The following is an 11,358-nucleotide window of genomic DNA, read 5'->3' on the forward strand; positions in this document are numbered from 1 at the left end:
CCGATAACGTTGAAGGAGGTGTTGCTGTTATGAAGACGAGAAGGGGCTTATTGGCTGTTGTGGCGGCTGTGGGGCTGTGGTTGGCCTTATCCCTTGCGGCGTTTGGGGCGGAGCCGATAAAGATAGGGCTTCTTGCCCCCATAACCGGTTTTGCCGCCGCGGACGGGGAGAGCATGATCAACTCCGTGAAGTTGGCAGTGGGAGAGGTTAATGCCGCCGGTGGGGTTTTAGGGCGCAAAGTTCAGCTGGTCTACTACGATGACGCGGCGGATCCCAAGCAGGCGGTTCCCCTGGCCCAGAAGTTGATCAAGCAGGATCGGGTGGTGGGGGTTGTGGGAGGGTCCTACAGCATGCCCTCCCGGGCGGTGGCTCCCATCTTCGACGATGAGGAGATACCCTTCATAGCCGCCTACGCCATACACCCGGACATCACCAAGGGGGACTACACGTTCCGCAACGGGTTCCTTGGGGCCGTGGAGGGGCAGGCGGCGGCTTACACGGCGGTGAAGATCCTGAAGGGCAAGAGGATCGCCATAATAACCAGCGACAACGATTTCGGAAGGACCCTGGCAGAGGGGTTCAAGAAGTACATGAAGCGTAACCCCAGCGACGCCCAGCTGGTGCTTTCCCTCACCTATCCCATGAGCGAGAAGGACTTCAAGGCTTACCTTGCCAAGGTGAAGGAGGCCAACGCGGACGTGGTGTTCGCCAGCGGGTACTACTTCCAGACTGGTCCCATGCTCAAGCAGGCCCGGGAGATGGGGATAACCGCCAAGTTCCTGGGGGAGGAGGGGGCGGACTCGCCTAAGACAATCGAGATAGCCGGCAAGGCCGCGGAGGGTTTCGTGATAGTGACCAACCTCAACCGGGATGACCCAAGACCGGTGGTGCAGAAGTTCCTCAAGGAGTACCGGAAGCGGTACAAGACCGAGCCCGACATGGTTGGCGCCTCCGGTTACGACGCCTTCATGGTGCTGGTGGACGCCATCAAGAAGGCGGGCTCCACTGACCGTAAGTCGGTGAGGAATGCCATCGCCGAGACCGCCAACTACAACGGCCTTACGGGCATCATAAGGGGCTTCGACAGGGACGGGGAGGTCATAAAACCGGTGCAGGTCCAGGTGGTGAAGGACGGTAAGTTCCGTTACCTCGCCATGGTGGACAACCCGGCCATAATAACCCCTAAGCTGGCGGCGGGGGATGATTAAGGTCTTAAGGAACTCTCTTGCCCCTTGAGTATTGACAGCTTTCCCAGGGGCTAATATAATCTCTCACGTTGTGACTGGGGCTGTGGCGCAGCGGGAGCGCGCTTCCTTGGCATGGAAGAGGTCGGGGGTTCAACTCCCCCCAGCTCCACCAGTCGGTTGCTACTCCGCTCCCTCGCGGGTATCCGCAGGGGAGCGGTTTTTTAGTCCCCGCCCCATCCCCTCTCGCGTCGCCCGTCCTCCCCTTTTGCCCCAATCCCTTGCATTGGCTGGTGCTCCTTATACTCTTCGGAAGCTTCAAGTCACCGCTCCCCCTGTGTTGCCCCGCCGTAACCGTCCGATTACGCTGCGGAATAATCGTTCATATCTAAAAACAAAGTTCGAATAAAACTTTCATACTTGAAGATTTTTTGTATCAATATAGTATCTTTAGCGGGGTCGTTTGGGCTTTTTGTGTTGATTTTGGAAGGAGGATGTGCAGTGGAGGGAAGGGAGACCTTTTCGAGCAAGTTGGGGTTCGTGTTGGCCTGTGTGGGCGCTGCCATGGGGCTTGGGAGCATATGGCTTTTCCCCTGGAGGCTTGGGGCGTTCGGAGGAGCCGCGTTCCTCATCCCCTATCTGGCCTTCACCTTTGGTCTTGCGGTCACCGGTCTCATGGGGGAGTTCGCCTTCGGCAGGAGCCAGAAGGCGGGGGCCATAAGGGCTTTCGGGAGGGTCCTTTCGGAGCGGGGGTTCCGCTTCGGTGGAGCCATTGGGCTGATCCCCGTCCTTGGGGTAAGCGGGGTGTTCATCTTCTACCTCATAGTTTGCGGGTGGGTGCTCAAGTACCTGGTCCTGTCGGTGATCGGGGCCTTCTCAAACATGGACCCCGCTGCCTACTTCCAGGCCTTCGCGGGCAGTTGGGAGAGTGTGCTTTGGCACTTGGCCGCCATGGCCCTTACCATGCTCATAATAGCCCGGGGAGTTCAAGGGGGCATAGAGAGCTCCAACAAGGTCATGATGCCCGCCCTCTTCCTGATACTGCTGGCTTTGATGGTGAGATCCCTCACGCTTCCCGGGGCTATGAAGGGCGTTGAGTTCCTGCTGCTCCCCAAGTGGCACCACCTGATGGATCCCAAGACCTGGGTGATGGCCCTTGGCATGGCCTTCTTCACCGTGTGCCTCGGCGGGGCCGCCATGTTGGTTTACGGCAGTTACCTCAAGGACGGGGAGGACATACCCTCCTCGGCGATGAACACCGCCCTCTGGACCACCGTGGCCTCCATCCTGTCCGCCCTGGTGACCATTCCAGCGGCCTTTGCCTTCGGCCTTGACGTAAATGCCGGGCCGTCCCTGCTGTTCATAACCGTGCCTCACATCTTCGGCTCCATGCCGGGGGGCTACGTCTTCGGCATCCTGTTCTTCCTGTGCGTGCTCTTCGCTGCCATATCCTCCGCCATAAACCTCATGGAGGTTCCGGTGGAGGCGGTCATGGACAGGTTCGGCCTTTCCAGGAAGAGCAGCTCCATCCTTGTGGCGGCCCTGGGTTTTCTTCTTGGGGTGCCCATGGCGGTGAACCTCAACCTCTTCGGAAGCTTCGCCGACGCGGTCACCACCTACGTGGTGCCCTTTGGGGCGGTGCTCTCCGCGGTGGTGTTCTTCTGGTTCTACGGCGCCGATCGCGCCAGGGAGGAGGTTAACAGGGGGGCCCGCAAGAAGCTCGGGGCCTGGTGGAACTTTCACGCCAAGTACGTATTCGTGCTCACCTCCGTGGCGGTGTTGGTCTTGGGCATAGTTATGGGGGGCTTCTAGATCCCGAGGAGCGGGACAAAACAAGCCCCTTGGGGTAGGAAAACTGGAAAATAACGAGGGCAGGAGGGGCAAACCCCCCTGCCCTTTACTATTCCCCTCCCTCGCCTCTTTTGCCCCTTTTGCCTCTTAGGATCCCTTTTTAACGTATCCCTTGGGTATCTCAAAGAGCCCCTTGGGGAGCATTCTGAGCTTTGGGTTCTTTATCTCCATGGACCATCTTCCATAACGGTCCCCAACCTTTACTGTGACACCGGTCTTCTGGTCGGTCCAACGGATGAGATCCTCCTTGACGCCTCCAACCGTCCGGGTTATGAAGCTCTTAGAGCACCTCATCCCTCCCACCAGCTCCTGACCCGAATATGTCTCATCGATTGTGCCCGGCACCCCCTCAGGGGAGAAGTAGGGCATGGCGTTCTCCAAGGGCCTCTCCTCGTAGGTCCTTTCCGCGGTCTTTAGGGTCCATAAGACCCCAAGGTCTGGCCGGGCGATCTGCACGGTCCCGGTGCCCTCGATCCTCACCCCCGAGGAGCTTATATAGGCCCGATAGCTCATGGCACCGCTAGGCCCCTTGTATATCATGTACCCCTCGTAATCCATGGGAGGGAGGGCCACCCCAAGGGCCAGATGGGGCAGGAAAAGACCCACCACCAGCCCCAGGATCGGGACCAGTGCCCGCAAAGGGTTCAACTTCATCTTCATTTATTGCTCCTCCTTTTTCATGGGAATTTATGTTTATTATATTATAATCCTAGATTCCATAACAGTTCATGGGGGTGGTGTAGAGATGCGCGGGTCTGACTTCGAGAGCTCCATATCCCGGGTTGACGAAGCCCTTTACGGCCTTATGAGGAGGGAACAGGCTCGTCAGAGGCATGGGCTTGAGATGATAGCCTCTGAGAACTTCGTTCCACGGGCCATACTGGAGGCCCAGGGCTCTGTCCTCACCAACAAGTACGCGGAGGGGTACCCTCACAAGAAGTACTACGGGGGATGCGAGTTCGTGGAGGAGATAGAGGATCTGGCCATAAGGCGGGCCTGCGAGCTCTTCGGGGCGGAGCATGCCAACGTTCAGCCCCACTCGGGCACCACCGCTAACATGGCGGTCTACTTCACGGTGATGAAACCCCAGGACACCATGTTGGCCATGAAGCTTGATCAGGGGGGGCGACCTGTCCCACGGGCATCCGCTTAACTTCACGGGGCTCATATACAACGTGGTGGGCTACGGGGTCCGGCGGGACACGGAGACCATAGATTACGACGAGGTGATGAAGCTGGCCCTGGAGCACCGGCCGAAGGTTATAGTAGCCGGTGCCAGCGCCTACCCCAGGTTCATAGACTTCAAGGCCTTCCGGGAGATTGCGGACCGGGTGGGGGCGGTTCTCATGGTGGACATGGCCCACATAGCGGGGCTGGTGGCCGGGGGGGTGCATCCGAACCCGGTTCCCCATTCGGACTTTGTAACCACCACCACTCACAAGACCCTGAGGGGGCCAAGGGGGGCCATGGTGCTCTGCAAGTCCCAGTACGCCAAGGACCTGGACCGAACGGTCTTCCCGGGGGTACAGGGAGGGCCCCTGGTGCACGTGATAGCCGGCAAGGCGGCCTGCTTCCACCTGGCCATGAGGGATGACTTCAAGGAGTATGCCGCGGCGGTGGTGAAAAACGCCAAGGTCCTCGCGGAGGCCCTGATGGAGCGGGGTTTCCGGCTGGTGAGCGGGGGAACGGACAACCACATGGTCCTGGTTGACCTGAGGTCCAAGGGGATTACCGGCAAGGAGGCGGAGGTGCTGCTCGACCGGGTGGGGATCGCCTGCAACAAGAACATGATACCCTTTGACCCGGAGAAGCCCATGGTAACCAGCGGCATAAGGCTCGGCACCGCTGCCCTCACCACCCGGGGACTTGGGGAGGAGGAGATGCGGGCCATAGGGGAGATAATAGACCTGGCGATCGCCAACCGGTCCGACCAGGCAGCCCTAGAGGGCCTCGCCCGGCGGGTGGAGGAGCTCAGCGGTCGATTCCCCCTCTACGCCTCGATGGACGAGCCTTGGGTGGAGTCAAGCCCGAAGGAGTAGCCATAGGAACCTCTAGGGGACTATTGGAAGATAAACAAATAAGGAAGAATCGGAGGACTGTTCATGCCTAAGAAAGATGCCCTGTCCCTGGGTTACCAGGACTGGGTGGCGGAGATGGAGGCCCTTGGGGAGAAACGCTTCAGGGCGGATCAGATATGCGGGTGGCTATACAAGAAGCGGGTCTTCGAGTGGCAGCTCATGAGCGACATAGGGCTTGAGATGCGCAGCAGGCTGGACGAGCTGTTCCGGGTTGAGGTGCCAAGGCTTGAGAAGGTGGTGTCCTCCCGAAGGGACGGCACCAAGAAGTTCCTGTGGGACTTCGGGGGCTCCTCGGTGGAGTCGGTGGCCATAGCCCACCCGGGCAGGCTCACCGCCTGCCTCTCCACCCAGGTTGGGTGTCCCTTGGGGTGCCCCTTCTGCGCCACCGGCCAGTCCGGGTTCGAGCGGAACATGACAGTGGGGGAGATGGTGGGGCAGTTCCTGGCCATGGAGGCCCGGCTCGGGGACATCAAGAACCTGGTGTTCATGGGCATGGGGGAGCCCATGCTCAACTACGATAACGTTATCGGGGCGGTGAGGAACCTCAACCACCCAAAGATGAGGGGGCTCGGCATAAGGCACATAACGATCTCCACCAGCGGGGTGGTGCCGGGCATACTGCGGCTTGCGCGGGAGGGGCTTGGCGTGAGGCTCGCGGTATCACTTCACGCCCCAAACGATGATCTTAGGGACCTCCTGGTGCCCATAAACGCCCAGTACCCACTGAAGGAGCTCCGGGAGGCCCTGGAGACCTATCAGGAGGCCACTGGAGATAGGATAACCATAGAGTACTCCCTATTCGACAAGGTCAACGACTCGGTGCCCATGGCAAGGCAGCTTGGGGAGTACCTTAAGGGACTTTCCGTGTTCATCAACCTCATCCCCGGTAGCTGCACCGGGGACGCCCGGTACGTCACGTCCCCCCCACTTCAGGGTGAACGCCTTTGCGGAGATCCTGTCCTCCATGGGGTACCAGGTGGCGGTCCGGATGAGCAAGGGGGCAGATGTGGGCGGGGCATGTGGCCAGCTCAGGCGAACGCATGAGGCCCAGGCGGCAGAGTCGGAGGGCCGGAGATCAGAACCCCTAAGGGGAGAGCCCGCGGGGCCTGCGGGTCCTAAGCGTCCGAACCGCTCGGGTGGTTCCGGTAAGCACGATCCTTCGAGGTCCAAGGAGCTAAGGACCAGGGAGGAGGGCTTCGCAAGGGGCGGAGGAGGTCCCTCCAGGAAGATCGTAGATACCCCTGCGGATGACCGTGGGGAGCGCCGTGGACCCTCTTCGAAGGGCCGTTCCAGAGGGGCCGACAGGGCTCTTAGGGGCGACGGCGCCCAAGGTCCAGGGCGGAGCGGCAAAGGCAGAGGGGACGATGGGACCAATGGGCGCCCGGGCCGCCCGGGAGGGCCTAAGAGCAAGAGGCCCTCGGCCCCTGGGGAAGGGACGTTCACACCCGGAGGGTTCAAGGGCCGCCAGGACCGCCGTGAAGGCCCCTCCAGTGAGGCGAGGGGTAAGGGGGCTAGGGGGAAGAAGGAAGGCCGCCGCTGAGGCACCTCTCCCTGAGGCATTTGAAGGGCTAGGTCTCACCCCTGGCCCATAGCGCTTTCCCCATCCTCGCACCCATGCCGCCATGGGGTGTCGGATCCCTGGGATCAGCCGAGGTTTAAACCCTTTAGATCCATCTTCGGGGCCGCCGCAGGTCCGGCGGCCCCGCCGCTGTCCATTTGTAAGCTTGTACGCTCCGCTGAATGGGCCGCTTTAATTACCTGGTGCCCGGGTTAAACGGAGGTCCGCCGATATGATCCCCTCCCCGCGCACTCCTGGGGTCATCCGGAGCTCATCCGTTGGAGGGCCCTTGCCGTTTGGACCCGTGGATTAATATTGACCGATGGTCATTTTTAAGACCGGTGGTAATATATGGGATGAGGGGCGTTGGTGCTGGCCCTTTTTTATGTCTTCATATGGTCCCTTTCCGGCGGCGCTGTGCCGCTTTTGTAGAGGGTTTTATCTGGAGGTGTTCGTTGAACATGGCGCACAGGGACAGTGAGTTTTTGGGCACCGAACCGGTGGGCAGTCTTCTTATCCGGCTGTCGTTGCCCGCCATGGTGGGTATGTTCGTTCAGGCCACCTACAACATGGTGGACGCCCTTTTCATAGGTTGGGGGGTTGGACCTTTGGGCTTGGCGGGCACGGCGGTGGTGTTCCCGGTCCAGTTCGCTGCCATGGCGTTTGCCACCATGGGTGGTGTGGGGACCGCGTCGCTGGTCTCAAGGAGCCTTGGTGCTGGGGACGTGGGGACCGCCCGGCGGGCCATGGGTAACCTGATGATCATGGGGGTGGTGCTGGGGGGGCTCCTGGCGTCCCTTTGCGCCTTGGGGATATCCCCGCTTCTTGAGCTCCTTGGGGCGTCCCCGGAGGTCATGCCCCATGCCCGGGGTTATCTCGGGGTGATACTGCTGGGTTTCCCGCTCATAATACTCGGGGTGGGGATGAACAGCGTGCTCAGGGCCCAGGGCAGGGCAAAGCTCGCCATGGTTACCATGTTCGTGTCCGCCGGGACCAACGTGGTGCTGGACTACATCTTCGTTTTTCCCCTGGGCATGGGCGTTAGAGGCGCCGCATGGGCTACCGTCATATCCCAGGGGGTCATGGTGATCTGGCTTCTCTGGCACTACTTCGTTAGGGGAGGGGTATTGTCCCCTGGTATGGGGGACATGAGGCCCGACCTCCGCGTGCTGGGACAGATACTTTCGGTGGGCCTGTCGGAGTTCACCCGTCTCAGCGCCTCCGGTGTGGTGGCCGCGTTGGTGGTGGGAAGCCTTCAGCGGTACGGCTCGTACCAGGCGGTGGCGGCCTACGGGGTGGTCAACCGGGTGGTGTCCCTGGCGTTCATGCCCATAGTGGGGGTGGGGCAGGGACTGCAGCCCATCTTGGGCTATAACTACGGGGCGGGGAAGCTAGACAGGGCCCTCAGGGCGGTTTACCTCTCCCTCGCTGGGGCCTCCGTCATATCCACCGGTGCGTTCCTGGTCATGCTCCTGTTCCCCGAGGAGATATTCTCCCTCTTCACTTCCGACGTCTCCCTGGTGTCCCTTGGGGCAAGGACCTTGAGGACCATGGGCATGGGATTCGCCCTGGTGGGGCTTCAGGTGGCGGGAACCGGGGTCTTCCAGGCCGTGGGGAAGGGACTCGTGGCCTTCATGCTCTCCCTGTCAAGGCAGGTCTTCCTGTTCATACCCCTCCTTCTGCTCCTGCCCCCGGTTTTGGGGCTTAAGGGGGTGTGGCTTGCCTTTCCGCTGTCGGACCTCATGTCCGCCGCCATAACCGCGGGCATGCTGGTGCCTCATCTCAACGCCATGAGGGACCGTTGAGCCAATTTCTGACGCCCCCGCGGGCGTCCCGTTATCCCTGGGGGACACTGCGTTTGCAGCGTCTTTCAGCCCTTAGCCCGCTGGGGGGGTAGTTGGAGATCGATGCATAATCCGACGGGGGAGGACGAAAAAAAGCGGGGTCTCAAAGAGACCCCGCTTTTGATAACTTGGCAGTCCCAAGGGGATTCGAACCCCTGTTTCCGGGCTGAGAACCCGGCGTCCTAGGCCTCTGGACGATGGGACCGCTTCGCTCAACGAAAAGCATTATAACAGCCCATCATGGGTTTGACAAGCGGTCATGTTGGATCTGAATTTTTAGTTTCTTTTATCCCCTTGGTCGATGGCCTTGTCCCCCTCCGACAGGTCCTCCGGGTATGGGGCTATCACCCGCTGATCCAAGGAGAGCCCGTGGGTTACCATCACCAGCCCTTCCCGGTCCTTCCCAAGCTTAACCTTCACGGGCTTTACGGTCTCCTTTTCCAGCACCATCACCGTTCCGTCCCTCACCGCGTCGGAGGGGATGACGAGCCCCTTCTGGGAGCCCTTTATGAAGGTCACCCGGGCCAGCATCCCGGGTCTTAGGTCCTTCGGGTCCTGGATGATCACCTGGACCTTAACGGTCCTGGTGGAGGTGTCCACGTAGGGATATATGGTGGAGAGCCTTCCCTTGAAGACCTTTTCGTCCCCCAGGGCCTCGGAGACCACCCTTGCCTCCATCCCCTCTTTTAGGTATCTGATCTCCGTCTCGGGGAGCTTAACGGTGCCTTTAAGGGCCTTGAGGTTCGCCACCCGGAACACCGGGGTAGATGGGGATGCAAGGGTGCCGGGGGCCATGCCGTAGTCGTCCAGCACCACCCCGTCCATGGGGGCGGTTATGATGTAGTCCTGCCGGTTTATCCTCTGGGCGCTCAGGGCTGAAGCGGATGCCCCGGCGTTGGCCAGCGCCTGCCGGTAAGAGGCTCGGGCCTGATCTAAGGCGGTCTTGCGTTTATCCAGCTCCTGTCTCGTGGCGTAACCCTCCTTGAACAGCTTCTCGTACCTCTCCAACTCTCGGGATGCGTCGTCCAGGGAGGCCTTTGCCTGGAGCACCGCCGATTGGCTCGCCTTGAGCTGGGAGTACGAGGCGTTCACCTGGGCCTCCTGGGAGCTGTAGTCCAAGAGGGCTAGCACCTGCCCCTTACGAACCCTCTGCCCCGGCTTGGCGGACATCCTGACTATTCGGCCCGTAACCTTCGGAGATATGATGGCGTCCTCTAAAGCCTCTAGGGTGGACACCGCCTCCAGGGTGTCCAGGTATACGTCCTCCTTGGGTTGCACGGTCCTCACCACCGGTGTCGGCTCTCCCTTGGGGGTATGGGTCTTGGGCTTTGCCGAATCCCTTCCGGAAGCCCTTACCATGAGGAACGCAGCCACCAGGATCACCGCCACCGCCGCAGCGATGCCCTTGCCTCCTTTTATCGTGAACCTCCCGTTCTTACCGATCATCATCTGTACACCTCCACGGCCTCAGCGGCTTCCATTGCCATCCCGGCTCCCTTCGAAGGACTCATCGGGAACGACCCTCTCGATAAGCGCTCCACAGTGGAACCATATGTCCTTCAACGCCCCCTGCAGGGCCTTTAGGGTCTCCTTGTACCTCAGCTCCCCGTTGTTCAGTTCCCTCCGGGCGGATATCACGTCCAGCTGGGTGTTGACCCCCTCCCTGTACCCCACTTCCGCAAGCCTCAGGTTCTCCCTGGCTATCTCAAGGTTCTCGGCGTATATCTCCCGGTTGCGGACCGCGGTGTCAAGGGCTATCAGGTCCTTCTCCAGCTCCTCCCTCACCGAGTCCTCCATGTCCTTGAGGCTCACCAGGAGCTTATGGAGCTTCGATTGTTCCTGGAGCACCTTGGCGTCGGTCCTGCCGAAGTCCACCAGGGGCACCGTCAGGTTCAGCGTGGCGGTCCATTCCCCTTCCTTGGTGGAGGAGCCGGTCTTGTCCTGGTAGAAGCGGTATCCCCCGGACAGGGAGGCGGAGGGACGCATGGAGGCGCCGGCTATCTTAACCGCTTCCCTCTGGAGCTCAATGTCCTCCCTAAGGGCCGCCAGATCGCTCCTGCCTTTTAAGGCCGCGGCCTCTAGCTCCTCGAGACCCTGCACCGCCCACCCGGCGGGGATATCCAGCGTGCCGGACACGGAGGTGACCTCCTTGGGGTCCACTCCCATCACCCTGGCAAGGGTTATGAGGGCGGACCTCAAGCTTCCCCGGGCGGTCTCCACCGCCCCCTGGGCCTCCCGGAGGTTCTGCTTCATCCTTGAAGCCTCAAGCCTGGTGCTCAAACCCACCTGCAGGCGCTTCTCCGCGGTCTCCCATGCCTTCTCGTAGTAAAGCCGGTTCTCCTCCGCGGTCTTCAGGTTCTCCTGGGCCAGCAGGGCGTTCAGGAATGCCTCGTAGGCCTCCCTGGCGGCCTTCTCCTTGGAATGCCTAAGCCCGTGCCTGGCCTTCCTCAGGTTCGCCTCCGCCTGCCTTAACGCCCCGGTGATGGCCCCTCCGGCGTATACCGTCTGGTTCAAGGACAGGTCCCCGTAGTCGTTCCTCTCCGCCCCCTCCTCGCTTGACCTAGTGAAGGATCCCTGGACGTTGAGGGACGGCATGGCCGCACTCCTTGCCTGACCCAGCAGGGCCTCGGCGTTCCTTAGGTCCTGCTCCGCGGAGAGGACCGACTGGTTGTGCTTTATCCCAGATCTTACCGCATCGGACAGCGTCACCGCCTGGGTTCCGAAGGCCTGGACCGCCAGCGTGAGGGACAGGGCTAAACTCAACGCAAGGGCCCTCAGTCCCTTAAGAGCGGTGGTTTGTTCCTCGATGGACCCCATTAACCCCATGGTCTTGCATTCCTCCT

At 60.9% G+C, this 11,358-nt stretch carries 7 protein-coding genes, 2 tRNA genes and 1 pseudogene; 6 read left to right on the plus strand and 4 right to left on the minus strand.

The window, feature by feature from the left end:
* Positions 1-29: 29 nt before the first annotated feature.
* The 3 genes from THEVEDRAFT_RS01830 to THEVEDRAFT_RS01840 all read left to right on the plus strand — a co-directional run bounded on the left by THEVEDRAFT_RS01830 (position 30) and on the right by THEVEDRAFT_RS01840 (position 2,996).
* Positions 30-1,208 (plus strand): ABC transporter substrate-binding protein, encoded by a 1,179-nt coding sequence (locus THEVEDRAFT_RS01830; protein ID WP_006583028.1) that lies wholly within the window; start codon positions 30-32, stop codon positions 1,206-1,208.
* Between the two features lie 76 nt (positions 1,209-1,284).
* Positions 1,285-1,359: transfer RNA gene (locus tag THEVEDRAFT_RS01835), tRNA-Ala, on the plus strand.
* A 326-nt stretch (positions 1,360-1,685) separates the two neighbouring features.
* Positions 1,686-2,996 carry a sodium-dependent transporter gene (locus tag THEVEDRAFT_RS01840; protein WP_006583029.1) on the plus strand — a complete coding sequence of 437 codons (1,311 nt, stop codon included), beginning with the start codon at positions 1,686-1,688 and terminating at the stop codon, positions 2,994-2,996.
* Between the two features lie 126 nt (positions 2,997-3,122).
* On the opposite strand, the gene THEVEDRAFT_RS01845 is transcribed toward THEVEDRAFT_RS01840, so the two are convergent.
* Positions 3,123-3,695, minus strand: coding sequence for a hypothetical protein (locus THEVEDRAFT_RS01845; protein WP_006583030.1), 573 nt, complete (start codon positions 3,693-3,695; stop codon positions 3,123-3,125).
* An 85-nt stretch (positions 3,696-3,780) separates the two neighbouring features.
* Here THEVEDRAFT_RS01845 and THEVEDRAFT_RS01850 point away from each other — a divergent pair.
* The 3 genes and pseudogenes from THEVEDRAFT_RS01850 to THEVEDRAFT_RS01865 all read left to right on the plus strand — a co-directional run bounded on the left by THEVEDRAFT_RS01850 (position 3,781) and on the right by THEVEDRAFT_RS01865 (position 8,476).
* Positions 3,781-5,074 (plus strand): annotated as a pseudogene (locus tag THEVEDRAFT_RS01850) (serine hydroxymethyltransferase).
* Between the two features lie 63 nt (positions 5,075-5,137).
* Complete coding sequence (gene rlmN, locus THEVEDRAFT_RS01855; protein WP_006583032.1) at positions 5,138-6,157, plus strand: 23S rRNA (adenine(2503)-C(2))-methyltransferase RlmN; 1,020 nt, start codon at positions 5,138-5,140, stop codon at positions 6,155-6,157.
* 975 nt (positions 6,158-7,132) lie between these two features.
* The gene (locus THEVEDRAFT_RS01865; RefSeq protein WP_040825598.1) at positions 7,133-8,476 is read left to right on the plus strand and encodes an MATE family efflux transporter; all 1,344 of its coding nucleotides are present in this window, start codon (positions 7,133-7,135) and stop codon (positions 8,474-8,476) included.
* Between the two features lie 168 nt (positions 8,477-8,644).
* On the opposite strand, the gene THEVEDRAFT_RS01870 is transcribed toward THEVEDRAFT_RS01865, so the two are convergent.
* The 3 genes from THEVEDRAFT_RS01870 to THEVEDRAFT_RS01880 form a co-directional block, all read right to left on the minus strand.
* Positions 8,645-8,720: transfer RNA gene (locus tag THEVEDRAFT_RS01870), tRNA-Glu, on the minus strand.
* Between the two features lie 71 nt (positions 8,721-8,791).
* Entirely contained in the window at positions 8,792-9,964 is a 1,173-nt protein-coding gene (locus tag THEVEDRAFT_RS01875; RefSeq protein WP_156787082.1) for an efflux RND transporter periplasmic adaptor subunit, read from the minus strand.
* An 18-nt stretch (positions 9,965-9,982) separates the two neighbouring features.
* Complete coding sequence (locus tag THEVEDRAFT_RS01880; protein ID WP_006583035.1) at positions 9,983-11,341, minus strand: TolC family protein; 1,359 nt, start codon at positions 11,339-11,341, stop codon at positions 9,983-9,985.
* Positions 11,342-11,358: the final 17 nt, after the last annotated feature.

It is taken from the genome of Thermanaerovibrio velox DSM 12556 (assembly GCF_000237825.1).
Lineage (GTDB): Bacteria > Synergistota > Synergistia > Synergistales > Synergistaceae > Thermanaerovibrio > Thermanaerovibrio velox.

Excerpts from the sequence above, each read along its gene's own strand:
- rlmN (WP_006583032.1), top strand. The coding sequence starts at position 5,138 with ATGCCTAAGAAAGATGCCCTGTCCCTGGGTTACCAGGACTGGGTGGCG.
- THEVEDRAFT_RS01830 (WP_006583028.1), top strand. The coding sequence starts at position 30 with ATGAAGACGAGAAGGGGCTTATTGGCTGTTGTGGCGGCTGTGGGGCTG.
- THEVEDRAFT_RS01880 (WP_006583035.1), bottom strand. The coding sequence starts at position 11,341 with ATGGGGTTAATGGGGTCCATCGAGGAACAAACCACCGCTCTTAAGGGA.
- THEVEDRAFT_RS01875 (WP_156787082.1), bottom strand. The coding sequence starts at position 9,964 with ATGATGATCGGTAAGAACGGGAGGTTCACGATAAAAGGAGGCAAGGGC.
- THEVEDRAFT_RS01865 (WP_040825598.1), top strand. The coding sequence starts at position 7,133 with ATGGCGCACAGGGACAGTGAGTTTTTGGGCACCGAACCGGTGGGCAGT.
- THEVEDRAFT_RS01845 (WP_006583030.1), bottom strand. The coding sequence starts at position 3,695 with ATGAAGATGAAGTTGAACCCTTTGCGGGCACTGGTCCCGATCCTGGGG.